The 25,965-nt window shown below is 71.2% G+C and carries 22 protein-coding genes; 7 read left to right on the top strand and 15 right to left on the bottom strand.

Annotation, left to right across the window (positions count from 1 at the left end; all coding sequences use genetic code 11):
• Positions 1–87: 87 nt before the first annotated feature.
• The 6 genes from ACGH7X_RS41320 to ACGH7X_RS41295 form a co-directional block, all read right to left on the bottom strand.
• Positions 88–1,179 carry an FAD-dependent oxidoreductase gene (locus ACGH7X_RS41320; protein ID WP_399896402.1) on the bottom strand — a complete coding sequence of 364 codons (1,092 nt, stop codon included), beginning with the start codon at positions 1,177–1,179 and terminating at the stop codon, positions 88–90.
• 133 nt (positions 1,180–1,312) lie between these two features.
• Positions 1,313–3,148, bottom strand: a complete 1,836-nt coding sequence (locus tag ACGH7X_RS41315) for a glycoside hydrolase family 2 protein (protein WP_399896399.1) — start codon at positions 3,146–3,148, stop codon at positions 1,313–1,315.
• Positions 3,149–3,231: 83 nt separating this feature from the next.
• Entirely contained in the window at positions 3,232–6,204 is a 2,973-nt protein-coding gene (locus ACGH7X_RS41310) for an alpha-mannosidase (RefSeq protein ID WP_399897725.1), read from the bottom strand.
• Between the two features lie 141 nt (positions 6,205–6,345).
• Positions 6,346–7,236: a carbohydrate ABC transporter permease gene (locus tag ACGH7X_RS41305; RefSeq protein WP_399896396.1), complete on the bottom strand. Its 891-nt coding sequence runs from the start codon at positions 7,234–7,236 to the stop codon at positions 6,346–6,348.
• On the bottom strand, positions 7,236–8,183 hold the full coding sequence (locus ACGH7X_RS41300) for a carbohydrate ABC transporter permease (protein WP_399896394.1): 948 nt from the start codon (positions 8,181–8,183) through the stop codon (positions 7,236–7,238). Before ACGH7X_RS41300 ends, ACGH7X_RS41305 begins: the two co-directional genes overlap by 1 nt.
• Complete coding sequence (locus ACGH7X_RS41295; protein ID WP_399896391.1) at positions 8,180–9,520, bottom strand: ABC transporter substrate-binding protein; 1,341 nt, start codon at positions 9,518–9,520, stop codon at positions 8,180–8,182. The genes ACGH7X_RS41300 and ACGH7X_RS41295 overlap by 4 nt, the downstream gene beginning before the upstream one ends.
• A gap of 237 nt (positions 9,521–9,757) precedes the next feature.
• Between ACGH7X_RS41295 and ACGH7X_RS41290 the strand changes: the two genes are divergently transcribed.
• Positions 9,758–10,972, top strand: a complete 1,215-nt coding sequence (locus ACGH7X_RS41290) for an ROK family transcriptional regulator (RefSeq protein WP_399896388.1) — start codon at positions 9,758–9,760, stop codon at positions 10,970–10,972.
• 193 nt (positions 10,973–11,165) lie between these two features.
• Positions 11,166–12,434 (top strand): NAD(P)/FAD-dependent oxidoreductase, encoded by a 1,269-nt coding sequence (locus tag ACGH7X_RS41285; protein ID WP_399896385.1) that lies wholly within the window; start codon positions 11,166–11,168, stop codon positions 12,432–12,434.
• A 68-nt stretch (positions 12,435–12,502) separates the two neighbouring features.
• Here the strand turns inward: ACGH7X_RS41285 and ACGH7X_RS41280 are convergent, their stop codons facing one another.
• From ACGH7X_RS41280 to ACGH7X_RS41255, 6 genes are all read right to left on the bottom strand, one after another.
• A complete protein-coding gene (locus ACGH7X_RS41280) occupies positions 12,503–13,099 on the bottom strand; it encodes a sigma-70 family RNA polymerase sigma factor (RefSeq protein WP_399896382.1) in 597 nt (198 codons plus the stop codon).
• Between the two features lie 153 nt (positions 13,100–13,252).
• Entirely contained in the window at positions 13,253–14,023 is a 771-nt protein-coding gene (locus ACGH7X_RS41275) for a hypothetical protein (protein ID WP_399896379.1), read from the bottom strand.
• A 97-nt stretch (positions 14,024–14,120) separates the two neighbouring features.
• Entirely contained in the window at positions 14,121–14,336 is a 216-nt protein-coding gene (locus ACGH7X_RS41270) for a heavy-metal-associated domain-containing protein (RefSeq protein ID WP_399896376.1), read from the bottom strand.
• Between the two features lie 131 nt (positions 14,337–14,467).
• Entirely contained in the window at positions 14,468–15,265 is a 798-nt protein-coding gene (locus tag ACGH7X_RS41265; RefSeq protein WP_399896373.1) for an ABC transporter ATP-binding protein, read from the bottom strand.
• A 3-nt stretch (positions 15,266–15,268) separates the two neighbouring features.
• Positions 15,269–16,234 (bottom strand): FecCD family ABC transporter permease, encoded by a 966-nt coding sequence (locus ACGH7X_RS41260; RefSeq protein WP_399896370.1) that lies wholly within the window; start codon positions 16,232–16,234, stop codon positions 15,269–15,271.
• Positions 16,235–16,290: 56 nt separating this feature from the next.
• The gene (locus tag ACGH7X_RS41255) at positions 16,291–17,322 is read right to left on the bottom strand and encodes an ABC transporter substrate-binding protein (RefSeq protein WP_399896368.1); all 1,032 of its coding nucleotides are present in this window, start codon (positions 17,320–17,322) and stop codon (positions 16,291–16,293) included.
• A 246-nt stretch (positions 17,323–17,568) separates the two neighbouring features.
• On the opposite strand from ACGH7X_RS41255, the gene ACGH7X_RS41250 reads away from it, so the two are divergent.
• A complete protein-coding gene (locus tag ACGH7X_RS41250; RefSeq protein WP_399896365.1) occupies positions 17,569–18,147 on the top strand; it encodes a DJ-1/PfpI family protein in 579 nt (192 codons plus the stop codon).
• A 100-nt stretch (positions 18,148–18,247) separates the two neighbouring features.
• Here the strand turns inward: ACGH7X_RS41250 and ACGH7X_RS41245 are convergent, their stop codons facing one another.
• Positions 18,248–19,444 carry a serine hydrolase domain-containing protein gene (locus ACGH7X_RS41245; RefSeq protein WP_399896362.1) on the bottom strand — a complete coding sequence of 399 codons (1,197 nt, stop codon included), beginning with the start codon at positions 19,442–19,444 and terminating at the stop codon, positions 18,248–18,250.
• Positions 19,445–19,489: 45 nt separating this feature from the next.
• Complete coding sequence (locus tag ACGH7X_RS41240) at positions 19,490–20,662, bottom strand: serine hydrolase domain-containing protein (protein WP_399896359.1); 1,173 nt, start codon at positions 20,660–20,662, stop codon at positions 19,490–19,492.
• A 305-nt stretch (positions 20,663–20,967) separates the two neighbouring features.
• On the opposite strand from ACGH7X_RS41240, the gene ACGH7X_RS41235 reads away from it, so the two are divergent.
• Complete coding sequence (locus tag ACGH7X_RS41235) at positions 20,968–21,183, top strand: hypothetical protein (RefSeq protein WP_399896356.1); 216 nt, start codon at positions 20,968–20,970, stop codon at positions 21,181–21,183.
• Positions 21,184–21,499: 316 nt separating this feature from the next.
• Positions 21,500–22,618 carry a YncE family protein gene (locus ACGH7X_RS41230; protein WP_399896353.1) on the top strand — a complete coding sequence of 373 codons (1,119 nt, stop codon included), beginning with the start codon at positions 21,500–21,502 and terminating at the stop codon, positions 22,616–22,618.
• On the opposite strand, the gene ACGH7X_RS41225 is transcribed toward ACGH7X_RS41230, so the two are convergent.
• Positions 22,590–22,973 (bottom strand): serine hydrolase, encoded by a 384-nt coding sequence (locus ACGH7X_RS41225; protein ID WP_399897722.1) that lies wholly within the window; start codon positions 22,971–22,973, stop codon positions 22,590–22,592. The genes ACGH7X_RS41230 and ACGH7X_RS41225 overlap by 29 nt on opposite strands.
• A 97-nt stretch (positions 22,974–23,070) precedes the next feature.
• Between ACGH7X_RS41225 and ACGH7X_RS41220 the strand changes: the two genes are divergently transcribed.
• Positions 23,071–24,633 (top strand): MDR family MFS transporter, encoded by a 1,563-nt coding sequence (locus ACGH7X_RS41220; protein WP_399896350.1) that lies wholly within the window; start codon positions 23,071–23,073, stop codon positions 24,631–24,633.
• A gap of 107 nt (positions 24,634–24,740) precedes the next feature.
• The gene (locus ACGH7X_RS41215; RefSeq protein ID WP_399896347.1) at positions 24,741–25,958 is read left to right on the top strand and encodes an amidohydrolase family protein; all 1,218 of its coding nucleotides are present in this window, start codon (positions 24,741–24,743) and stop codon (positions 25,956–25,958) included.
• Positions 25,959–25,965: the final 7 nt, after the last annotated feature.

Genomic DNA, 25,965 nt, shown 5'->3' with positions numbered 1-25,965 from the left:
TATGCCCACTATTGGAGTCTGCATGTATAGCCCGTATGCATATGGCGGAGCCCGTCCGGCATCGTCATCTGCGCCGTCGCGGACCCATCAGGCCCCGGCCGTGTCGCGGGCGGACTCGATCTCGGGCGACCCGTTGGTGACGGCCTCGGCGCTGCGGGGGAACAGGGCCTGCTCGTACTCGGTGAGCGCCGTCTCGATGTCGCCAGGGTGCGCCGCGAGGGCCGCACCGAGTTCGGCGCCGTCGAGCATGGCCAGGTTGGCCCCCTCGCCGTTGGGCGCCGCGAGGTGGGCTGCGTCGCCGAGCAGGGTCACGCCCGGCACCCGGTCCCACCGGTGTCCGGCCGGCAGGGCGAACAGGGGGCGCAGGACGGGTGCTTCGTCGCCGTCGGTGATCAGCGCGGTGAGTTCCGCCGCCCAGCCGTCGAACTCCCGCGCGATGCGTGCGGTGGCCGCCGCGCCGTCGGCGAAGTCGACGTCGGCGAACCAGCCCTGCGGCTCGGCCAGTCCCACGTAGGCGTGCAGGGTGTCGTCCTTCTCGCGGTGGGCGAAGATCTCCCTGCCCGGTGCGGTGGCGACCAGCATCCCCGCGCCGACCGCCTTCGCCGCGGCCGGGTGCCGTGCGACGGCGTCGTACAGATAGGTCTCCACGACCGACTTGCCGAGGTACTCGGGAGTGGCGGCGGACAACAGGCGCCGAACCCGGGACCACGCGCCGTCCGCGCCGACCAGCAGGCCGGTGGCCAGGGTGTCGCCGTCGGAGAAGGCCACTTCGTGGCGGCCCTCGCCGAGGGCGCGGACGCGGTCGGCCTTGCGGCCCCACCGCACGGTGCCCGCCGGAAGGGAGTCGAGCAGGATCCGCCGCAGGTCACCGCGGTCCACCTCGGGGCGTCCGCCCGTGCCGTCGTCGGCCTGGTCCAGCACCACGGTCCCGTCCGGCGCGAGGATCCGCATCGCCTGGCGGCCCTCCAGGACGGCGGCGCGGAACGCGTCCGTCAGGCCGGCCGCCTCGAGTGCGAGCTGCCCGTTGTAGTCGTGGATGTCGAGCAGGCCGCCCTGCGAACGCGCCGTCGGGGAGGACTCCGCCTCGTAGACCGTGGCCGGGATGCCGTGGACGTGCAGGACGCGGGCCAGCGTGAGCCCGCCGAGTCCGGCGCCGATGATCGTGACGGGGGTGTGCATGGTGGCTCCTTCGGGATGGGCCGCCGGGTGAACTCCGGGGCCGTGCTCCGGACGATGCCGGGGCGTACCGACATCCGGCCGACGGCATCGACAGATCACCGACAGATCACCGACACCGCGCGGGGACGGTCCTTCAGCGCGCCGAACGCGCGGCGGCCTCGATCGCCGCGGGCCGGAGCTGCGCCGCGCGGATGCGCCGGGTCTCGAACTTCTCCGACCGGTCGAAGGCGTAGATGCCGTTCTGTTCCTGGAAGACGTCGGTCAACTGCGTGTAGCAGTACCCGAACATGTCCGGGTGGCCGAGCAGTACCGCGACGAGTCCCTCGAAGCGGGTGTGGAACTCCTCGACGTCGTGCACCCGGTTGCCGTACCCCCAGGAGGTGGCCTCCGACTGGGGCCGGTCCGCCTCGGCCGGGTTCCACCAGATGCCGCCGAACTCGCTGACAAAGAAGGGCTGGTCGCGATAGCCGACGGACCAGGACTCGCCGGTGCCGTCCGTGCGGTTCACGTAGGGCTCGCCGACGCCGAGTGCGGCGTGGTTGGCCGAGAGCGTGTCCGGGTCCTGTTCGTAGTCGTGGCTGTCGAAGACGTCCGACTCGGTGACGCGGTGCGCGTACCCGGAGGTGTCGAGCACCGGACGGGAGGTGTCGTGGGCCTTCGTGGCCAGGAACATCGCCCGCATCACGTCGTCCAGCGCGGTGATCCGGTCCCCGTACTCCTGCCAGGTCTCGTTCATCGGGCACCAGCCGACGATCGCCGGATGGGAGTGGTCCCGGTCGAGCACCTCCAGCCACTCCTGGACGTACGAGGCGTCCGGCCGCTGGTTGGTGGAGCGTCCCTCGCCGGTGTTGCAGCCCCAGTCGCCGAACTCGCCCCACACCAGGTAGCCCAGCCGGTCGGCGTGGTAGAGGTAGCGCTCCTCGAAGACCTTCTGGTGCAGCCGCGCACCGTTGAAACCGGCCGCCAGGCCGAGTTGGATGTCCCGGACCAGGTCGGCGTCGCTGGGCGCGGTCATCAGCCCGTCCGGGTAGTAGCCCTGGTCCAGCACCAGCCGCTGGAAGACGACCTCGCCGTTGAGCCGGATCTGCCTGCCGGTGACGGCGACGCCGCGCAGACCGGCGTACGACTCCACCCTGTCGACGACCCGCCCGTCCGCGTCCCGCAACTCGATGTCGAGGTCGTAGAGATGGGGGTCCGCGGGCGACCAGGGGCGGATCCGCTCCGGCGGCAGCATCAGGCTCAGCCGCGGTGCGAGGTCCAGGTCGGCGCGGACGCTGCCGCCGGCCACCTCACCTGCGGCGTCGCGGACGGTGAGGCGGACCGTACCGCCGGGCAGGTTCGCGGAGAGCGGCACCTGCACGTCGAAGGATCCGGCCGCGAGGTTGGGCGTGATCCGCGGACGGCGGACGGCGACCCGGGGCACCGGTTCCATCCAGACGGTCTGCCAGATGCCCGTCGTGCGGCCGTACAGGGGCCCGTTCGGCGTGTAGGCGGCCGACTGCTTTCCTCTGGCCTGCGGCGCCTCCGGTTCGTCCCGGGCCCGCACGACCACGGGCACCGGCGTCCCGGCGGGAGCGGCGTCGGTGATGTCGACGCAGAAGCCGGAGAACCCGCCCCGGTGCCGCCCGGCCTCGGTCCCGTTCACCCACACCGTCGCGTCGTGGTCGACCGCGCCGAAGTGCAGCAGCACCCGGTCGCCCCGCCAGTGCGGCGGCACGGTGATCACGCGGCGGTACCAGACCGCCCGCATGAAGTCCTGTTCCCCGATGCCGGAGAGCGCGGACTCCGGAGCGAAGGGCACCACGATCTCACCGGCCAGCTCCCGTTCGAGCAGGCCGCGCTCCCGGCCGGTGTCGGACCGGTCGATCTCGAACTCCCAGGTGCCGTTGAGGTTCAGCCAGCGGTCGCGGCGGAACTGCGGCCGCGGATACTCCGGCCGGGGCTGGTCGGACGACCGGTCGAGCGCCATGGGGACAGCCTTTCCGTCGGGCTCCTCGGCGTGCGACGCACGGAGCCGGTGGGGTGTTCTCGGGCCGGTGACCCGGAGGGCTCTCAGAGCAGCGGGGCGCGGAAGCGCAGGGTGAGCAGTTCGAAGGGGCGCAGTTCGAGCGCGACCTCGCGGCCGGGCGTCGACGCGCGGACCGCCGTACCGTCCACGGCACGCTCCAGCAGGTCGGTGGCGACGGCCTCGCTCCAGGAGAACGCGGTCCGCACGCTCGCGCGGGAACGGTTGCCGTGCGCCTCGTACAGGCGCACGACGAGATCCCCGGAGCGGTCCTCGGCGAGCTTGACGCTCTCCACGACGACGGCCCGGTCGGTGACCTCCAGCAGCGGCTCCACCGCGGCCCCCGGCACCGTGCGCGGGGGCAGCTGCAGGGCGTACCCGTCCGCGACGGCGTCGGCTATCCCGCCGGGGCGGAGGCTGACGGAGAAGGTGTGCCGGCCCTGGTCCGCGTTCGGGTCCGGATAGCGGGGGGCGCGCAGGAGGGACAGCCGGGCCGTGGTCATGGCCCGGCCACCGGGGGTCCGCCCGCCCCGGATGTCGTGGCCGTAGACGACGTCGTTGGCGATGGCGACGCCGTAGCCGGGCTCGCCGACGTGGATCCACCGGTGCGCGACGGTCTCGAAGCGGGCCGCGTCCCAGGAGGTGTTCTGGTGGATCGGCCGGTGCAGATGGCCGAACTGGATCTCCGAGGTGGACCGGTCCGTGCGGATGTCCAGCGGGAAGGCCAGCTTGAGGAGCTTCTGCGACTCGTGCCAGTCGATGTCGAAGGTGTAGTCGAGCCGGCCCTCGCACAGCCGGACGCGCTGGGTGATGACCGTCCGCCCCCGCTCGTGCCGCACCACGACCGCGTCGTCGACGACGTCCACGGCCACCGGTGCGAGGAGGTCGGTGCCGCTGCGCTTGTCCTCGTCGTTGATGTCCCAGGCGTCCCACTCGCGCGGGGTGTCGCGGAAGAGCTGGAGGACGCCGCCCGCGACGCCGGGCGGCAGCAGTTCGCGGTCCGCGCGCAGGTCGCGGACCGACACGAGCGTGCCCCGGGCGTCGATCTCCACATGCAGCGCCCCGTCGTCGAGCACGATCCGGTCGTCCCGGCGACGCGGTACGGCCGTCGGGGCCGGTGTCACCGGTCCGAGGCCCATCGCCGGTACGCCGTCCAACGGGTACGGGCCGGCGTTGGCGGCGACGGCCAAGGTGTGGTCCGTGTCCGCGCGGAGCGCGTCGAGCGCCGTGGTGATCAGCGTCTCCAGCTCGCCGGCCACCCGCTCGTACTCCGCCTCGGCCTCCTGGTGGACCCAGGCGATGGAGGTGCCCGGCAGGATGTCGTGGAACTGGAGCAGCAGCACCGTCTCCCAGATCCGCCGCAGCTCGTCGTAGGGGTACCGGGCTCCCTCGCGCAGGGCCGCCGTCGCCGCCCACAGCTCGGCCTCGCGGAGCAGGGCTTCGCTGCGGCGGTTGCCGCGCTTGCTGCGCGCCTGCGAGATCAGGGTGCCGCGGTGCAGTTCGAGATACATCTCGCCGACCCACACCGGCGGCGCGGGCAGCTCCGCCTCGGCGGTGCGGAAGAAGCTGCCGGGGTCGTCCATCCGCACCCGCGGCGATCCGTCGAGGTCGCGCTTGCGTTCGGCCGCGGCCAGCATCTCCCGGGTGGGGCCGCCACCGCCGTCGCCCCACCCGTACAGCCCGAGGACGTGTCGTGCCTTGCCCTTCTGCCGGAAGGTCCGTTCGGTGCGCGCGAGGTCGGCGGCGCCGAGGTCGGAGTTGTAGGTCTCGGCCGGGGGGAAGTGGGTGAAGACGCGGGAGCCGTCGATGCCCTCCCAGTGGAAACTGGAGTGGGGCATCGGGTTGGTCTCGTTCCAGGAGGGCTTCTGCGTGAGGAAGTACCGGGCGCCCGCGGCCCGTGCGATCTGCGGCATCGCCGCGGTGTAGCCGAACGAGTCCGGCAGCCACACCTCGTCGCTCTCCACCCCGAACTCCTCGGCGAAGAAGCGCTTGCCGAGCACGAACTGGCGGACCAGTGCCTCGCCGCCGGGCATGTTGGTGTCCGACTCGACCCACATGCCGCCGACCGGCCTGATCACCCCGTCGGCCACCGCCCTGCGGACCCGTTCGAACAGGCGCGGCTGGCTCTCCTTCAGCCAGGCGTACTGCTGTGCCGAGGAGGCGGCGAACACGAACTCCGGGTGGCGTTCGCTGAGATCCAGCACGTTGGCGAAGGTCCGCGCCACCTTGCGTACCGTCTCCCGGGTCGGCCACAGCCAGGCGCAGTCGATGTGGGCGTGACCGACCGCCGACACGATCAGCGAGCTGTCCGGCGCGCGGCCGGCCAGCACCGGCGCCAGGACCTCCCTGCCGAGCGCGGCGGTGCCCGCCACGTCCTCGGGGTCCATGACGTCGACCATCCGCTCCAGGGCGTGCGCGATCTCCGCCCGCCGCGCCCCGTGCGCCGGCAGGACGTCGACGAGTCCGTCGAGCGCGGTCACGTCCTGGAGCAGCTCCCACACCTCCTGGTCCCGCCACGCGACCGACAGCTCGGTGAGGCGGTACAGCGGCTGGTCCCCGGCGGTGGCCCTGTCCCCCATGACCGTGGGTTCGTAGGCGTAGGGGACCTGGACGATCGGGTTCGCGGCCGCCTCGAGCAGCAGCCGGAAGGGTCCGGGATCGGGCAGGGGGACCCAGGAGTTGTAGGGCTCGATCGCCTTGAGGATCTCCCCGTCCGGCCGGTAGACCATGGCCTCGGCCTGGAAGCCCGGCTGGTCGCCGGTGAATCCGAGATCGACGAGGAGCTCGGCGCGTCCCCCCGCCCAGTCGGCCGGCACCTCGCCGCGCACGTCGAACCAGGTCGTGTCCCAGGGCCGCCCCCACGGCTGACCGACCTCGAAGGGCAGGTACGACTTCGTCACGGCGTCGGCGAACGGCACCGGTTCGCCGCCGACGGTCCACGCGGTGATCCGGGTCGGACGCGTCTCGCGGTGGACGGCGGGCCGGATCCGGTACTTGGTGAACCGCCGGACCCGGAGCATCGCCAGCGCGGTGGCGTCGAGCTGCACCCGGCCGTTCGGATTGTCGTCAACCAAGGGAGCGTCTCCTCGTGCATGTCGTACGGCTCATACGTGTCGTACGAGCTGCTGGATGGGCTGGACGGGCTGGATGGGCGGGAGCGGTCAGCTCTTGACGGCGCCGCTGAGGTTCGAACGCATCAGATGCCGTCTCAGGAAGACGTAGAGCACGGCGGGCGGCACCGTGTAGACGACCGAACTCGCGGCGAGCACACCCCAGTCGACCTGGTTGAACGCGGTGAACGCGCGGAACAGGCCGATCGAGAGGGGATACAGGTCCGGCGACTGGAGCAGCACCAGCGGGGTGAGGAAGTCCCCCCACACGGCCATGAACGTCAGCATCGCCGCCGCGCCAAGACCGGGGCCGACCAGCGGGAGGACGATGCGGCGCACGGCGCCGAACCGGGTGCTCCCGTCGAGCCAGGCCGCCTCCTCCAGCTCGAACGGGACGGCGTCGATGGTGCCCTTGAGCAGCCACAGGGTGATCGGCAGCGCCGACGCGGCCTCCACCAGGATCAGGCCCAGGTAGCTGTCGTCCAGGTGCATCTTGACCATGAGCAGGTACAGGGCCACGATCGTCGCCGGTGGCGGGATCACCCGGATCAGCAGGATCGAGAACATGAAGGTCCTGCGTCCGCGGAAACGGTAGCGGGACAGTCCGTAGGCGCCGAGGACGCCGCAGGCCAGGTTCAGCGCGGTCGCCGCGAACGAGACGACGACACTGTTCAGGAAGAGTCTCGGGGTGTCGCCGTCGGTGAAGAACCGGGCGAAGTTGTCCAGGGTGAACGAGGGCAGGGTGACGGTGGATCCCCCGTCGGCGTCCACCGCCGTCAGCACGACCCACGCGAACGGTACGACGCAGAACAGTGCCAGCAGCACCATCAGGGCGTACTGCAGCGCGTGCTGCAGGGTCCGCCACCCCGGCGTGCCGCGGCGCGGGGCGGCGGGCTCGGCGAGCTTGCGGGTCTTCTCGGCCGTCGTCGTCGTGGCCGTCATCAGACCTCCACCTTGGCCAGCCGGGCGTAGGTCACGCCCAGGATCGTCAGCACGACCAGCAGGATCACCGAGGCGGCGCTGCCGAGGCCGATCTGCGAGTACTGGAAGGCCCGTTGGAAGATGTAGACGGAGGCCAGCTCCGTCTGGTGTCCCGGGCCTCCCTGGGTCAGGAAGTAGACCAGGCCGAAGACGCCGACGGTGGTGATGGTGGTGAGCAGCAGGTAGAGGAAGACCGGCCCGCGGATCAGGGGCAGGGTGATGTGCCGGAAGACCTGGAGCGCGCGCGCACCGTCCATCCGCGCGGCTTCGATCAGCTCGTCGGGCACTCCCTCCAGCGCCGCCTGGAACATGATCATGGCGAACGCGATGCCCCGCCACACGTTGATGATGACGATGGACGTCATCGGTGAGTCCTGGAGCGGGGCCGCCGCACCGCCGCCGAACAGCGCGAGCAGCCGGTTGAAGGTGCCGTCCTCGTCGGAGGAGAGCACGCTCGCCCAGGTCAGCGACGCGACGACCTCGGGGACCACCATCGGCAGCAGCACCAGCGCTCCGAAGACCCCCTTGCCGCGCAGCCACTTCTGGCGCAGCAGCAGGGCGGCCAGCATGCCGAGCACCGTCTGCCCGACGATCGCCGACCAGAACACGAACTGACCCGTGCGGCCCAGCGAGGAAAGGAAGTCGCCGGAGCCGAGCAGGGTGCGGAAGTTGTCCAGCCCGACGAACTGGGGGTCGCGGGCGGCGAAGCCGGTCAGCTGCGTGTTGGTGAGCGCGAGGTAGAGGCCGTAGGCGGCGGGGGCGATGACGAAGACCGCGATCAGGAGGACCGAGGGCCCGAGGAAGAGGGGCAGCGCCAGGCGCGTCCGCCCCTTGCGCCTCGTCCGGGGCGTCCGGGGCGTCCGGGGCGTTCGAGCCGTTCGGCCGGAGGTGGCCCCGACCGTGGTCATCGCGCCACCCGGTCGTCGCCGAGCAGCTCCTCGGCCTCGGTCGCGAAGGTGTCGGCGGCCTCGTCGCCGTCGGCGTCCTCGGACAGGATCTTCTCCGTGGCTTCCTGGACCGCCTGGGACACCTGGTCCTCGCCGTCGCCGCGCGGCGGCTGCACGCTCGAGCCCAGCTTGCGCTCCGCCTCGATCAGCGAGGGTTCGTTCTTGTACGGGGCGGTGTCCGCCAGGTCCTTGCGCGGGGCGACCGCCCCCACCGCGGCCAGCTGCTCGGCCAGGGCCGTTCCGGAACTGAGCCACTTGGCCAGCTCGACGGAAGCGTCGGCGTGGGCACTGTCGGCGTTGACGCTGTAGCCGAATCCGCCGCCGCCGACCGAGTACGGTTCGGTGCCGGGTACCAGGGCCGGGTAGTCCCACGTGCCGACCTTGTCGCGCACGTCCTCGATCGGCGCCGCGCCCTCGGGGCCCCAGTCGTACTTCCATCCCCAGCTGCCCTGGGCCGCGACCGGAAGGGTGCCCTTGACGAACTTCTCGTACTTCGTGGGCTCCCACGGGTTCGGGTTCTGCAGGTCCCGGACCGGGAGCAGGTCGGCCGCGACGAGCTTCGCGTACAGGCCGAAGGCCGCCGAGAGTCCCGGGCTGCGGACGTCCCACTTCTTGGTCTTCGCGTCGTAGAACGTGCTGCCGGTGCCGGCCATGACGGGGAGGAAGCCCTCCGACCACGATCCGCCGCCCCAGGCGGTGCCGGCGGGCAGGACGAGCGGGGCCTCCCCGGTCTTGGCCCTGACCTGCTTCAGCCTGTCGATCAGCTCGTCCCAGGTGCGCGGCTGCGAGGTGTCGACGCCCAGTCGCTTCAGCACGTCCTCGCGGTAGAAGAGGCTCTGGATGCTGGCTTCGTGCGGGATGGAGTAGAAGCTGCCGTCGGGCTGCCGGGCGCCGTCCTTCACCGACGGGTAGTACTGGTCCCAGCCGTCCCAGCCGTCCAGGTGGTCGTCGAGGTTCAGCAGGTAGCCGGCGCCGGCCAGGCCGGTCACGTTGGTGCCGCCCATGTCGATGACGTCGGGAGCGGAGCCGGAGTGGAGCTCTTGCGTGATCTTGGTCCGGAACTGCTCGTCGGTGAGGGGGTCGGCGACCAGTTCGACCTTGATCTCCTTCCCCTGCTTCGCCATCTCCTTCTCGAACCGCGGGATGAGGTCCTTGACGACCTCGGCGCGGGCCTCCTGGAATTCCAGCAGCTTGACGGTCACCGGACCGTCGTCGTCCGCCGAGCTCGAGCAGGCCGTGAGTGCCCCTCCCAGCAGCATTCCGGCCGCGGCACCGGCAAGGACACGGTTGCGCCTCATTGCGTCACCTCTCCTGACTGTGGTTCCACTCCGTGCTTTTATCCATTGGATTGAGTAAATTTCGGCGATCGTAAGGAGTGGCATCGCTCGACGTCAAGAGTCTTAAGTCCAGCAATAGGGCAATCCGAGGCGACCATGGGCACGTCCGCCCGCTGAGCGCCTATCATCTATCCGCTGGATTAAATGAGACGAGGGCCCGTGGAGATCACGCGTCCTCGGCGACGCACGGAGGTGTACATGCGGCGAGGGAGCAACCAACTCCGGCTGGCGGACTACAACCAGGCGGTGGTGCTGGACCTGGTCCGTCGCTCCCCCGGGGTCAGCCGGGCCGACCTGCAGCGGGAGTCCGGCCTGAGCTCCCAGACCATCTCCAACATCACCCGCCGGCTGATCGACGACCGGCTGATCCGCGAGAGCGCGCCGGCCGGGAGCGCCCGGGGCCGTCCGAGCATTCCGCTGGTCATCGACCGGGACGGAGCGTACTCGGTCGGCGTGCACATCGACCCCGCCCGGCTGACCGTCGTGCTCCTCGATCTCGAGGGCCGGGTCCGGCTGGGACGCCAGGAACGCACCCCGCAGGCCACGGACCCGGCACGGACGACCGCCGTCATCGCCGAGGTGGTCGAGGGTCTGCTCACCGAGGCGGACATCGCCGCGGACCGGGTGCTCGGCCTTGGCATCGCGGCCCCGGGGCCACTCGACGTCGACGCGGGACTCCTGCTCGACCCGCCCCAGTTGCCCGACTGGCGCAACGTCCGGCTCCGCGCGGACCTGCACGAGGCGACCGGACTGCCCGTCCTCCTCGACAAGGACGTCACGGCCGCCGCCACGGCGGAGCTCCGCTCCTGCGGGGCGGGGTCCAACACGTTCGTCTTCCTCTACCTGGGATCGGGCGTGGGCGCCTCGGTCGTCCTGGACAACCAGGTCGTACGGGGCACCACGAACAACCTCGGAGAGGTCGGCGACCTCGTCGTCGACCCCGACGCCGAGCAGTTGGAGTGGAGCGGCCGGCGCGGCGGTCTGGCCGCCGCCTGCGTTCCGGAGGCGCTCGTCCTCCAGGCCGCCCGGGTGGGCCTGATGCCGCTGCCGAACCTCAACGACTACGTCGCGGTGGACGACGCCTGCTCCGCGCTGTGCGACCTCGCGGCCGCGGGCGACGCCGTCGCCTCCCGTCTCCTGGAGCGGGCGGCGCGACGGGTCGCGGTCGGCCTCGGCGTGCTGGTCAATCTGCTGGACGTGGAGCGGGTCGTGCTCGGCGGCCCGTTGTGGAGCCGGCTCGGCCCGGCGTTCCTCCCCGTCGTCCCCGACCTCGTCGCCCGCGAACTGGTGGCACGCGAGCGGGTCCTGGTGCAGGGATCCGCCGTGGGCGACCAGGTGGCCGCCGTCGGCGCCGGGGAACTGGTGATGGACCACTTCCTCGCGCCTCGCGCGTCCGCGCTGATGGTGGGGTGAGGTCACGTGGGCCGGCGTATCGACACCGCCGCTCGAGTCCGGCCCGTCGTCGTCCCGCGTTCGTTGTCCGAACACCCTTGACCGGCTTACGGTGTTCACCAAACGGGTGGGTGAAATGGACAACCGATAGAGGTGACCCCGTGCGGGTGGACATGCAGCAGGACAAGGGCGCGGCGATCGAGCTGGTGGCGACGTGAGCGGCGGCCCGGTGGTCGTGGTCGGCGCCTCCGCGGGCGGACTGACCACCGCGGCGGCGCTGCGCCGACTGGGGTACACCGGCCGACTCGTGGTGATCGGTGCGGAGCCTCATCTCCCCTACGACCGGCCGCCGTTGTCGAAGCAGCTCCTGAGCGGCGCCTGGGATCCTCCCCGGCTCGCGCTGCGCAGCCCGGCGGAGACTCAGAGCCTCGGCCTGGACATGCGACTGGCCACCGCGGCGACCGGGGTGAACCCCGCGGAGCGCCTCGTGCGTCTCGACGACGGAACCCGTCTCCCGTACGAGTCCCTGGTCGTGGCGACCGGGGTCCGCGCGCGGCGGCCATCGGTTCCGGGCGCGGACGGCACCGCCGGGATACACGTACTGCGCACCTTGGACGACGCCCTGGCGCTCCGGCCGAGGCTGCGCGCGGGCCGCCGTCTGGTGGTCGTCGGCGCCGGATTCGCCGGCACCGAGACGGCGGCGACCGCGCGGGCGCTCGGCGTCGAGGTCACGCTCGTGGAACGGTCCGCGCTGCCCTTGGCACGCGTCCTGGGCGACACGGTGGGCGGATTCCTGACCCGGATGCACCGGGAGCACGGTGTCGACGTCCGTGCCGGCGTCTCGGTCACCGGGATCCGGAGCCGCCCCGGAGGACGCGTCGGCGCCGTGCTGCTGAGCGACGGCAGCGTTCTCCCCGCCGACGACGTGCTGATGGCCGTCGGCTCGGTGCCGAACACCGAATGGCTCGACGGCAGCGGTCTGCGCCTGGAGGACGGGCTGGTGTGCGACCGGTTCTGCGTGGCGGCGCCCGGTGTGTACGCGGTCGGGGACGTGGCCCGCTGGCACCACCCCCGGTTCGGCACGTCGATGCGCGTCGAGCACCGCACCAACGCCGCCGAGCAGGCCCTGACCGTCGCGCACAACCTCCTCAACCCCGACCGGCCCCGGCCCTTCGCACCGGTCCCCTATTTCTGGACCGACCAGTACGACGTCAGGCTCCAGGCCTACGGGCACCCGCGCGGCCACGACCAACACGTCGTCGTCGAAGGGGACATGGCGCAGGGCCGCTTCCTCGTCGCCTACCGAACCGGCGACCGGCTGTCCGCCGTGCTGGCCGCCGGCCTGCCGCCGCGCGCGCTGCGCCCCTGGCGAGAAGCCCTCGCCACCGACACTCCGTGGACGGCGACCGCCGCCGTGACAGCCTCCCCGAGGTCCGTCGCGCCGCACACCACCGTCCCGGCCGCTCTCATCGAGGATGCCTGACCACGCAAGGCCCATGGCCCGTGCTCGCGTGCCCAGGCAGCGGCGCGGGCACGGACCATGACGTCCTCTCAGGCCACGGCCGGTGCGTACCGGGGCGTGGTGCCGGGTTCGTCCGCCATCATTTCCGCCAGGTTCAGCCTGGCCCGCGCGACGCGGGAGCGGATGGTGCCGACCGGGCACCGGACCACCTCCGCGGCGTCCGCGTACGGCAGTCCGTACACCTGCGTGAGCAGGAATGCCTCGCGGCGGTCGCGGGGCAGGGCTTCGACCAGGTGCATCAGGGCGACTCCGTCGTCGAAGCCCGGCAGACCGGCCGGCCGGGCGCGCTCGACCGCGTCCTCCCAGTCGGCGGTGCCGTCCGTCCTCGGCCGTCGGGCGGCCCCTCTGATGTTGTCGGCGACCGCCCGGCGGGCGATCGACAGCAGCCACACCCGGGCCGAGGAGCGGCCCTCGAACCGGTGCAGCGCGGTCAGCGCCCGCAGGAACGTGTCCTGGGCGAGGTCGTCGGCGGCCTGGATGTCGTCGGCGAGGTACGCCACATAGCGCAGTACGTCACGTTGGAGGGCGCGCACGAAGCGGTCGACCGCTTCGCTGTCGCCGCCGGCGGCGGCGAGCGCCCATGCCGTGACCGTCTCGTCGGTCACGGCGGGCAGGGCAGGGATCATGGTCCCGTGGTCCTTCCTCGGCAGGATCCGGTACGGCGGCGCCGAGGAGGGGCCCGGGGGGCCATGGGCCCGCCGCACGGGTGGGAGACCCGTCCGCGCACACGCGCACGGGGACCGCCGGGCGCATCGGACGCTTCGGCGGTGAACCGGCTGTCAGACGACAGCGGTCCCCCGGGGAGGGCCGCGGGTGGCGAGGGTGTGCACGAACAGGAGGCGCCGCAGCCGCCGGCGGGTCCGCCGGGCGGGCCGGAAGGCGGGCGGACCCGGCGGTGGCACGAGGACGACGAGCACCAGCCGCAGCGGCACGAAAGCGCGGTCGGCGCAGGCGCGTACGAGGGCGAAGGCCGCGCGTTCCCCCTGTGCCAGCCAGAGTCCGCACAGGACGGCGGCCACCAGGTGGGCGGCGAGCATGCCCCAGGACGCGGTGCCAGTCATGTGCCCCAGGTGGATCAGGGCGGCCGGCGCCGACATGTCCGTGGTGCCCGACGTGGCCATGGCCCCTGTGGCGTGACCGGGCCCGTGGTGCAGGTGCTCGGTCAGGCCGGCCCGCTGCGCGATGTCGTAGGCACGGGCCGCCTGGGCCGGGGTCGGGTCGGCGCCGCAGAGCAGGTACCGCGCCCACTCCTGGACGCTCTGCGTGCCACCGGCCTTGGCCATGGGCGGCCGGGCCGTGGACTGCGCGAGGGTGAAGCCGAGGTGCAGGGCCGTCTGTACGGCCACGGTCAGGGCGGCCACCGCGGCGCCGCACCGCTCCCTACCGCCGAAGGACCAGCCCACCGCGCCGACCGCGGTGAGGCCGGACAGCAGCACCCACCAGGGCAGTCCGGAGCCGGACATCAGCACGTGGCCGAGGGCGGCGAGCACCACGCAGACGGCCGCGAACACCGCGGCCCGCAACGCGCGCAACGCTCCGTCGGCTGCCATGGCAGCTCATCCTGGCACCCACCGGAAGAAGCCGGACACCCGGGTTCCTGCCAGGACGGGCTCCGCTCCGGTGCGGGCCGCCGTACCGCGGCCCGCGTCAGGCCAGGACGAGTGCCGTGACCTGGTACCCCGCCTCCGCGATCGCCGCACGCAGCGACGCGTCGTCCAGGCCGGCGCCGTCGACGGCGACCGCTCCCGCGCTCACGTCGACGTTCACGCCGGTGACGCCGGGCACCTGGGACACCTCCTCGGTGACACTCGCGGCGCAGTGCTCACAGGTCATGCCGGTGACGAGGTATTCGATACGTGCCATGGTGCGTCTCCTGACGGTCTCCGGAGGTGTGGGTGCGCCCCGGGAGGTGTGCGCCGGCTCCCTCGTTCACGTGGAGCCGTCCCCCAGTGAGTCGCCGTGCGCCCGGATGGAGTTCCCCGCTGTCGTGCGTGTCACCCGCGCGGGGCCGGCACGTCGGTGGCGAGTGGCTGGGCGGCGTAGGTGATGCGGATGACGCCGTCGTCGTGCCGGTGGGTGCTCGCCCGTACGCCGAAGACCTCCCCGAGGACCTGCGGCGTCAGCACCTCCAGGACCGCGCCCGCGGCCACCACCGCGCCCTCGTGCAGGACGACGAGGTGGTCGCAGAGCCGGGCGGCGAGGTCGAGGTCGTGCAGGACCGCCAGGGTGGTGATCCCCGTGGCGCGGACCAGCTCCAGCAGCTCGAAGCGGGCCCGGATGTCGAGGTGGTTGGTGAGTTCGTCCAGGACCAGCAGCCGCGGGCACTGCGCCAGCGCCCGCGCCAGCAGGACACGTTGGCGTTCCCCGCCGGACAGGGAGGCGTAGTCGCGCTGTGCGTAGCGCCGTACGCCGCAGTGGTCGATGGCGTCCTCGACGGCCCGGTGGTCCTCGGCTCCGTCGCGTCCGAGCAGGCCGTGGTGGGGGCTGCGGCCCAGGGCGACGATCTCGGTGACGGTCAGACCGGTGGTGTTGCCGCCGGAGTCCTGGAGCACCGCGGCGGTACGGCGGGCCGCTGTGCGGGCGGACAGGGTCCACACGTCGTCGTCCCCGACCCGCACGACGCCGCCCGCCGGACGCAGCGAACGGTAGACGGTGCGCAACAGGGTCGACTTGCCGCTGCCGTTGGGCCCGACGAGGCCGACGATGTCTCCCGCGCGGGCCTCAAGACTCACGTCACGGAGAATCGGGTTGCCCTCCAGGGTGACGTGGAGCCGTTCGACGGTGAGTTTCATACGTCAGTCCAGGCTCTTGTTGCGGCGCAGCAGCCAGAGGAAGAAGGGCGCGCCGAGCAGTGCGGTGAGGATGCCCAGGGGCAGCTCGTTGGGGCGGTCGAGGGTGCGGGAGAGGAGGTCGACGAGGACCAGGTACACCGCGCCCAGCAGCGCGGTCAGAGGCAGTAGACGGCGGTGGTCGGCACCGGTGCTCAGCCGTACCAGGTGCGGGATCATCAGGCCGACGAACCCGATGCCGCCGGCGACCGCGATGACCGTGCCGGTCAGCAGGGCGCTGAGCACCAGCAGGAGCAGGCGCAGCCGGTTGACGTCGAGGCCGAGCGCGGTGGCGGACTCGTCGCCGGCCAGCAGGACGTTGAGCCGGCGGCCGAACAGGGACAGCAGGACGGTCGTGGCGATCACCACGACGGCGACCGTGGGAAGTTGGTCCCACTGGGCGCCCGCGACACTGCCCAGCGTCCAGAACAGCACCGTGCGCAGTTCGTTCGGGGAGGCGTGGAGCTGTACGAAACTCGTCGCCGACAGGAAGACGTAGCCGACGGCCACCCCGGCCAGCACGAGCCGGGTCGGGGCCATGCGTCCGCGTCGCTGTCCCAGCGCGAAGACCAGGGCTCCCGCCACCATCGCCCCCACGAAGGCCGCCGTCGAGACGCCGAGGCCGGCGGCCGCCACCGAGCCGCCCAGGGTGATGGCCAGGACGGCGCCGAGTGTGGCGCCGTAGGAGAAGCCCAGCACGGTGGGGTCGGCCAGCGGGTTGGAGACGGCGCTCTGCAGTACGGCGCCGGACACGGACAGGCCCGCGCCCGCCAGCGCCGCCAGAACCACGCGCGGGGCGCGGAAGTTCCACACGATCTGGTCGAGCGCGGGGTCCGAGGGTGCCGCTCCGGCACCCGTGACGTGGTGGACGACGATGCTCCACACGTCGCCGACGGGCACGTTGACCGCGCCGACGCCGATCGAGACGATCATGGCGGCGACCAGGGCGACGGGCAGGAGGGCGAACGCCAGCGGCAGCGTGAGCCGGCTCAGGCGGCGTCCGGATGCAGCGCCTCGGCGATCTTCTTCACGGCCACTTCGTTGCTGGGGCCGAGGTACATCGAGTCGGACAGTGTCACGTACGTGTTGTTCTTGGCGGCCGGCCACTGGGGGAACTCCTTGAGCAGTTTCTTGGCGTATCCGGCCGCGTCGGTGCCGCTGGCGTCGATCACGACGAGGGCGTCGACGTCCGTGGTGGCCGCCTTCTCCTTGCTGACGTTGGTGAAGAGCGTCTCGGCGGTGTCCTCGAAGGCGTTGGCGCCGCCGGCCTTGGCGAGGATGTCGTTGACGATGCCCTTGGCGAAGACCAGGCTGAAGTCGGTTTCGCCCGACGGGCTGGCGAACAGCACCATGACTTTCGGGGGCTTGTCCGTCCTGGCCTTCCCGGCGACCGCCGCGATCTTCTTCTCGGACTCGGCGATCAGTTTCTCGGCCCGGTCGCCGACATGGAAGATCTTCCCCATGTCGCGCAGCAGTTGGTAGCTGTCGGCGACGGTCATCCTGGAGGGATCGTCGTCGCAGCCCTGCGGAGAGATGTAGCTGTTGGCCCCCACCTGCTGGAGCTGCTCACGGGTGGCGAAGCCGTTCTTCTGTTCGAAGCCGTACGAGGTGACGGACAGGGTGAGGTCGGGACGCAGGCCGAGCATGGCCTCGCGGGGGATGTCACCGGCGCCGTTGAGTGTGATTCCGCCGGTGGGGAGCTTCTTGATGGCGGCGGCCCGGCCGGGTACCTCGGACCTGCCGTAACTCTGCTGGTTGGCGACGACCTTGTCCTCGAGCCCGAGGGCGAGCAGCGTCGAGACCTCGGCGACGGACGCGCCGTTCATGACGACGACCCGCTCGGGGGCCTTGTCGAAGGTCAGCTTCCGGCCGCAGTTGTCGAGGGTGACCGGGTAGCCGGACGTCGATCCGGCGGCCTCGGTGGTGCCGCTCGCCGTGTCGTCGGACGAGGAGCCGCATGCCGCCGTGAGCAGACAGAAGGCCGCGGCCAGGGTGGCCGCGGCCGGCCGGTTCATCGACATGGGACTCCTTGTGGTGCGCGCCGTACCCACTCATGGGCGGAGTGGTCTGGGCCGAGTGGTTTCGGTGCAGTAGTCGCGGCGGGAGGGCCGCCAGTTCCCGGGCTTCGCCTTCTCGTCGATGTCGTCATCGTCACCAGGCCGGCACCATGCCGGCCGCCAAGCGGCGCGCTACCTTGTTCGCCCATCCCGCATGTTTCCCGGAGAGGCCGACCAGCCATGCCCGACACCGTTCCGTATCGAGTCACCGTGCTGTTGTTCGAAGGGGTCGAGGAGCTGGACGCCTTCGGTCCGTGGGAGACCCTCCGCTTCTGGCAGGAGCTGACCGACCGTGAGGTGCTCGTCCGCACCGCGAGCCTCGACGGGAAGCCTGTGCGGTGCAGCCTCGGACTGGCCGTCACGCCCGACGGCGGTGTCGACGACGACCCGAGGCCGGACCTCCTCATCCATCCCGGCGGTTCGGGGATCGATCACCTCCGATACGACCAGGCACATCTGGCACGGATGCGGTCCTTCGCGGACACGGGCACGCTCCTGGCGTCCGTCTGCAACGGTGCCCTCGTCCTCGGGGCGGCAGGACTCCTCGCCGGGCTGGCCGCCACCAGTCACTGGAGCGTGCTCGACGACCTCGCCCAGTTCCCCGACGTCGAGGTGCGCACCGGGCAGCGGTGGGTCGACGCCGGGCACATCGTGACCAGTGCGGGTGTGTCCGCCGGTATCGACATGTCGCTTCACCTCGTCGAGCGCGTCGAGGGAACCGCGCGGGCCCGGGAAGTGGCTCACGTACTGGAGTATCCGTGGGATTCCGAATCCGGCGCCGCGGAGTAGGCCCCGCCTGCCCGCTGGAGCCGGGCATGCCCCGCCCCGCGTCCGGCACCTGTCACGGTGGTCCGTCGCGGGGTGGGGTCCCTGCCGTCGCGGGGCCGGGTCAGCGCGTGCAGAGCGCGGTGTCGAGGGCGGCCTCGACGTGTTCCGCGGCGGGGAGGGTGGTGGGCAGGGCGGTGACGGCGATGGTGGCCGCCCGGCCGTCCTTGGTCACGGCGTTGCGGGTGGTGTAGCCGGGGGCGTTGCCGCCGTGGGTCCAGGCGTAGCCGCCGCAGCTGAGCTTGAAGGTGGCGAGCCCGAGGCCGTAGTGGCCGTCGCCGACGGTGTCGAGGTCGGGGGCGTCGACGGTGGTCTGCATCTCCTTGAGCTGCGCCGGCTTGAGAAGCCTGCCGTCGAGGAGCGCGGTGAGGAAGCGGTTGAGGTCGCCGGGGGTGCCGATGAGTCCTCCCGCCGCCCAGCCGGCGGAGGGGTCCTGCTCGGTGACGTCGGCGTAGGGCGTGTTGGGCGCTGCGGCGAAGTAGCCGTGGGGGTGTCGTTCCTTGATGGTCTGGTCACCGAGGCCGGGCCAGTAGGTGTGGCGCAGCTCGAGGGGCTCGATGATGCGGTGGGTGATCTCCTCGCCGACGGGGCGGCCGGTGACCTTCTGGACGAGGAGACCGGCCAGGACGTAGTTGGTGTTGCTGTAGCTCCAGCCGGTGCCGGGCGCGAAGAGCGCCTTCTTGTTCAGGCCGAACTGGAGGATCTCGCGGGGTTCGAAGTAGCGGTGCTGCTGCTTGGCGACGTAGTCCTGGACGACTTCCTCGTCGTAGTCGGGCAGTCCGCTGGTGTGCTGGAGGAGCTGTCGTACGGTGATGTCGTGGCCGTCGATGCCGTCGCCGCGGACGAGGCCGGGCAGGTAGTCCTCGATGGGCGCGTCGAGGCTGACCCTGCCCTCGCCGACGAGTTGCAGGACGACGGTCGCGGTGAACATCTTGGTGTTGCTGGCGATGCGTACCTGCCCGTCGAGGGGCACCTTCGACTTGGTCTTCAGGTTGCCGACTCCGGCCGTGTAGTTGCGGGCACGGCCGCCCGGGTCACTCAGGGAAGCCAGTGCGCCGGGGAAACCGTCCTTCTTGACCAGGTCCTTCAGGCTCTTGCGGACGGCGGCGTCGGTCCGGCCCTTGAAGGTGTCCTGGCTTCGGGCGACGGTGGTGCCGGTCGTGGCGGAGTCGTCGGTGAGCGCGTTCGCCGCGGGCACGGACAGGGCGAGAGCCGCGACGATCCCGCCCAGGGCGGTCAGGGTGTGACGACGGTTCGGCATGACTGTTCTCCTTGCGGACAGCGGAAGCAGCAGTGGGGGTGTGGGTCAGCGGGTGCACAGGGCGGTGTCGAGGGCGGCGTTGACGCCTTCGGCGGCCTTGAGGGTGGAGGGCAGGGCGGTGACGGCGACGGTGGCCGCCCGGCCCGTGTCGGTGACGCCGTTGCGGTTCTCGTAGCCGTCGAAGTCGCCGCCGTGGCCCCAGGCGACACCGCCGCAGCTCAACGGCATCTCGACGATGCCCAGGCCGTAACGCCAGCCGTCGTGCAGGCCCTTGGTCTCCACTGTGGTGCGCATTTCCTTGAGCTGGGCGGGCCGCAGGAGCTTGCCGTCCATGAGCGCGGTCAGGAAACGGTTGACGTCGCTGGGGCGGGCGATGAGCTGCCCGGCCGCTCCGCCCCATGAGGGGTCCAGCTCGGTGGCGTCGAAGAGCGGACCGCCGGGTGTGTCGGACCCGTAGCCGTGCGGGTGGCGTTCACGGATGGTCTGCTCGCCCTGGCCGGGCCAGTAGGTGTGACGCAGTCGGAGGGGCTCGATGATCCGGTCGGTGATCTCCTCACCGATGGGGCGGCCGGTGACCTTCTGCACGATCAGGCCGGCGAGGGTGTAGTTGGTGTTGCTGTACTCCCAGCCCTTGCCCGGGGGGAACGACGCCTTCTCCTCGAAGGCCTTGTCGAGCAGGTCGTAGTCGTCGACGAAGGTGTGCTGCCACTCGGAGAGCTTCGGCATGGTCTCCGTGTAGTTGGGCAGTCCGCTGGTGTGCTGGAGCAGTTGCCGCACGGTGATGTCGTGGCCGTCGATGCCCTCACCGCGCACCAGGCCCGGCAGGTAGGTCTCCACCGTCGTGTCCAGACCGATCCGGCCCTCGCCCACCAGCTGAAGGACCACGGTCGAGGTGTACAGCTTGGTGGTACTGGCGATGCGGATCTGTCCGTCGACCGGGACCCTGGACCTCTTCTTGGCCCGGTCGCCCACGCCGGCGGTGTAGTTGCGGGTGTGCCCCTTCTCGTCGCGCACGGAGGCGAGCGCGGCGGGGAAGCCGTGGTCGCCCACGAGGTCGTCCAGGCTCCGCTGGACCTTGGCGTTCGGCCTGGCGGCGGGCTGGTCGGCGCTCGCCGAGGGCAGACCCACCGCCACCATCCCGCCCAGGACCGCGAGTGCGGACACCGCGATGGCCGACCGGCGACGGAGACGGGACCTGGAGGCACGATGCTGAGACACGGGGAAACTCCCTGCTGGACGCTCCTGCTGACATGGATCAGCGTCCCTCGGAAGCCCATGGCGTCTCGATCCCGTCCACTGCCGAGCCGTGGTAGCGCAGGCACTACCGTGCCGGGTGGGGTGGGCCGCAGGGGGCGTCGGTGTCCCGGCTCCCTCTCCGGGTCGGTCCGGTCAGGCGGTGCCGCGTCGTCGGCCGAGGTCAGGGTGTAGTGGTCGATGGCGGCCGCGGTCGTCGATCGGTACTGCAGCCACGCGGACGGACGCGGTGTGAAGTACTTGGTGGTGACGTCGTCGTCGATGAGCTTGTGCTCACTCTCGTCACCGCTCTCGGGGTACTGGGCCGTGAGGACACCGCCGTTCCCGGTGATGTCGGTGCCCGGCTCCGCCACGCCCTGGCCGGCCGTCTGCCGGTCCGCTGCGAAGGCGGCCGGGTCCCGGCCAGGAGCGTCGTGCCGAGGGCTGCGGTGAGCAGGAACGCGGTCGAGGTGCGGGATCTGCGCCGGCCGCCGGAGCCGGTGTGAGGAGAACGCAAGGCGAGTCCTTCCGTGAGGTCGCTGGCCTTCCTCCCGCCCGAACGGGGCCGCCACCGGTTCGGTTCACGCCGCCGATCTCGGCGGGCCGTTGCCCGGTGGGGTCCCGGCTCCGGCCCGGTCGCCGCCCGTGCAAATTGATCCACTTCCTCTTCAACACGACGGAGCACGGCCGCGTATCACCTCATGACAACGGTTACAGAGCCGACCAAGTGCGCGAACCGGCCCGTAAGCAGCTCCCATGCCGCCGGCGCCCGGGAACCGGTCATGCGCGGCGGGGGACACCCAGATCAAGGAGACAGCCCAGGTGAAACGCCTCAGGACCACGCGTCGGACGATGATCACCACCACCGCGCTCGCGGCGCTCGCCCTGTCCGGCGCGGCCGTGACCACGGCCAGCGCGGATTCACCGGAGACGAAGTCGTCGAAGGGGTTCACCACCACCGTGGTGGACTTCGGCGCCTACACCAGCAAGATCGAGAAGGGGAACCCCAAGGATCCCAAGGACCAGGACCCCACCGTCGACGCCACCAACAACACCCTCGCGGTCAGCCCGAACGAGCGGTTCGCCGTGGCGACGAACTCGTACTCTGACCACCTGGTCGTGATCCACGTACCGAGCGGTCGCAAGGTCGCCGAGATCAAGGGCTACGTCAGCCCGCGCAACATCCTGTTCGCGCCGGACAGCAAGAGCTTCACCGTGTCCGACAGCGCGCGCGGTGTCGTGGACCGCATCTCCATGGCCGGCTTCCACGTCACGCAGCGTCTGCCGCTCGGAGCCGGTGTGTTCGGCACCGCGCAGAGCAGGGACGGCAAGTGGCTGTACGCCAACAACGCGGCGGCGGACACCGTCACGGTCGTCGACCTCGAGAACAACAGGCCGACGGACGTCCTCACCGGCTTCCACGAGCCGCGGCAGGGCACCAAGCTCTCGTACTCGGGTGACAAGCTGTACGTCACCAACTACGGGGAGGGCGAGGTCTCGATCGTCGACCTCAAGAACAAGGGCGCCGAGCCGGAGACGATCGGCGACTTCAAGGGCCTGCGCGCGGTGTCCGTCAACCGTGCGGGCGACCGTCTGTACGCGGCCAACAGCGAGTCCGACGAGATCTCCGTCATCAACCTGGAGTCCGGCGCGAGGACCAGCGTCCACGTGGGCGACACGCCCTACGGTGCCGCGCTCTCCCCCGACGGGTCGGTCCTGCTCTCCGGGAACATGGCGGACAACACGCTGACCGCCGTGAACACGGAGGACAACTCCGTGATCGGCACGGTGAAGAGCGGCTCCAAGGGCGCCCTGAAGGGGCCCCGCCAGGCGATCAGCTTCAGCGCCGACTCGAAGACCGCGTGGGTGCTCAACGACGACCTGACCGTCGCCGAGGTCGACGTGGACCAACTCAAGGTGACCGACGTCCTGGGCGACTGACCGTTCCCCGGCCCTTCGGGCGCTTCACATCCTCACCGCGGTCCGCCGGCCGAGCCGGCGGACCGATCGGGTTCGATGAAGCCGAAGTCGCCGCCGTCGGGCGGGGTCGGGACCGAGGCGAAGGGCACGCTCCGGGCGGGCAGGGTGACCGTGAGCGGCGGGAACGCGGCCTGCCAGGAGCCCTGGCGATGCGGAACTCCGGCAGCCGGTCGCGCACCGGCGCGTCGAGGCCGGTCAGGCCCTCGTCCGCGAGCTGCGTGACCGGCGTGGCCGTCCACAGCTTCGTGACGGAGTCGATCTGGAAGGGCGGTGTGCGGCGGGTGGTGGTCCGGATCCCGTGCTGAAGCGGCGCCATGAACAGCCAACACGTAACGAACTTGTTCGCTACGAACATGTTCGTTACGGTTGGGTCAGCTCGAACCGACCGTCTAGCCCTCAAGGGGTCAAGTCTCATGCCGTCCCCCTCCGGAGCGGGCCGGACACCCGCGACCACCGATCCGATCGAAGTGCCCAAGAACATCCGCTGGGTCCTGCTGGGCATCATGCTGGCCCTGCTGCTGTCCATGCTGGACGCGCTCATCGTCGGCACAGCGATGCCGACCGTCGTCGCCGACCTCGGCGGTCTGGAGCACATGTCGTGGGTCGTGACCGGCTACACCCTGGCCACGGCGTGTTCCACGCCCGTGTGGGGCAAGCTGGGTGACCTCTTCAATCGCAAGACGATGTTCCTCACCTCGATCGTGTTGTTCCTCATCACGTCCGTGCTGTGCGGTATGGCGTCCTCGATCGACTGGCTGATCGTCTTCCGGGTGCTCCAGGGGCTGGGCGCCGGCGGCATGGGCGCCGGCGCGTTCGCTCTCATCGGCGCGCTGCTGCCGCCGCGGGAGCGGGGCCGCTACCAGGGCATGGTGGCCGGTGTCACGGCTCTGGGCCAGCTCGGCGGCCCACTGCTCGGCGGCTTCGTGACCGGGCACCTCGGCTGGCGCTGGGCCTTCTACATCAACGTGCCCATCGGTCTGATCTGCATCGCCTGGTGCTGGATCATGCTGCGCGTGCCCGCGGCGAAGCGGCAGGGAAGGATCACCCTCGACTGGTGGGGCATCACATTCCTCACCGGCGCGATCTCCGCGTTCGTCATGGCCGCGACCTGGGCGGGCAGCACCTACGCCTGGAGCTCTTGGCAGATCGTCGCCCTCGCGCTCGCCGCGAGCGTGCTGCTGGCCGCGTTCATCGCCACGGAACGCCGTGTGGCCGAACCGCTGATGCCGCCGCGCATCTACAGCGGCCACCGCAACTTCCCGCTCTCCGCCGTCCTGCTCACCGTCACCGGGGTGACACTGTTCGGAGCCACGCTCTACCTGCCGCTGTACCTGCAGGTGGTCCAGGGTGCCTCGGCCGCCAACTCCGGGCTCCTCCTGCTTCCGCTGATGATCGCGACCCTGATCACCTCGAACATCGCGGGCCGGGTCATGACGGCCACCGGCCGCTACAAGATCTTTCCGGTTCTCGGCTCACTGTTCCTCGTGACCGGAATGGGGCTGCTGTCCACGATGGACACCGACACCTCGCGCTTCACGACCTCCGCCTACATGGCTCTGGTGGGCGCGGGCACCGGCCTCACCCTGCAGATGTCGAACACCATCGCCCAGAACGCGGTCGAGCCGCGCGACATCGGCTCCGCGTCGGCGGCCACCAACCTCTTCCGCAACCTCGGCGGCTCCCTGGGCCTCGCCGTGTTCGCCTCCCTGTTCACCGGTGCCGTCGCCGGTGCCGGCCAGGCGCCCGGCGAGGGAGCTCTCCCCGGCAACGCCGCCGGGCGCCTGTCCGACGCCGCCCGGGAGGCCTACCTGGCTGATGTCGTCCATGCCACCCACCTGATCTTCCTCACCGGCTCGCTGATCGCTCTCGCCGCACTTCCGGCGTCGCTTCTCATCAAGGAAGTGCCACTACGCGGCAAGCCCGGCGGGGCGGCGGCAGAGCCCAAGCGGGCGGCCGACAGTGCCTCCGCCACCTGAGCACCGCCGTCAGTACGGACGGCTTGCTCGAACCGCGTCGTCCGCCGGCCCCGACGCCCCGTGCGCCGCGCCCGCGGATCCCGGCAACTCCCATGGAAGGACACGCAATGACCGCCACACACATCACCAACGCCCGCGTCTTCGACGGCCGGCAACTGCTGGACGCCACCACCCTCACCATGGAGGGCCAGGCCGTCACCGCCGTCGGCGCCTTGGACGCGCCCCGGGACGCCGAGATCGTCGACGCGAGGGGCGGCTGTCTGCTGCCCGGCCTCATCGACAGCCACGTACACACCTCGGTGGACTCCCTGCGTGAGGCTCTGCGCTTCGGCGTGACCACCGAACTGGAGATGCAGGGCTACTGGACACCCGAGCAGCGCACCGACGTCGAGAACGACGACACCATCGCCGACGTGCGCTCCGCGCTGATCGCCATGATGGCCAAGGACGGCCACCCCAGCGAACTCATGGGGGACCTGGGCGAGCACGACCCGGCCGCCGGTGAACACAAGGGGTGGCAGATGCCGTCGGTCAGCACGCCCGACGAGGCCCGCGCCCATGTCCAGGCCTTCGCCCAGGCCGGGGCGGACTACATCAAGGTGATGATCGAAGAGGGCACCGTCATGGGCCACGCAGGCCTTCCCGTGATCGACTCCACGACCATCAAGGCCGGAGTGGACGAGGCCCACCGGCTGGGACTCAAGGTCATCGCCCACGCCATCACTCTGGCCGCCACCCGCCAGGCCCTCGACGTCGGTGTCGACGGCCTGGCCCACCTCTTCATCGACCAGCGGGCGGACGACTCCATCATCGGCGCCCTGCGCGACGCCGACGTCTTCATCACGCCGTGCCTGGCCGTCAGTTCCTCGCTCATGGGCCGCGACGCCGCGCACCTCGCCGACGACCCCCGCGTCGCCGGTCGCCTGTCACAGCCATGGCTCGACACTCTGCGCGGCACGTTCAACTCCTACCCCCAGGGCACGTTCCAGCACGTCCTGGACAGCGTCGCCGCCCTGCACGCCGCAGGCGTCGACATTCTCGCCGGCACCGACGCCTCTGTCCCCGTGCCCAGCCACGGCGGCGTCGCACACGGCGCCAGCGTCCACCACGAACTCACCCTGCTCGTCCGGGCCGGACTGTCCCCCCAGGCCGCCCTCGCCGCCGCGACGTCCGTGCCGGCCCGACGGTTCGACCTCAGCGACCGCGGAAGGATCGCACCCGGTCTGCGCGCCGACCTCCTCCTCGTCGACGGCAACCCGCTCGACGCCATCTCACACACGCTCGACATCAGCGCGATCTGGCGCCGAGGAGTCCGCCAGAGCTGACACGACA

The organism is Streptomyces sp. BBFR51 (genome assembly GCF_044591655.1).
Lineage (GTDB): Bacteria > Actinomycetota > Actinomycetes > Streptomycetales > Streptomycetaceae > Streptomyces.
This window is presented reverse-complemented; position numbering and strand designations above follow the sequence as displayed.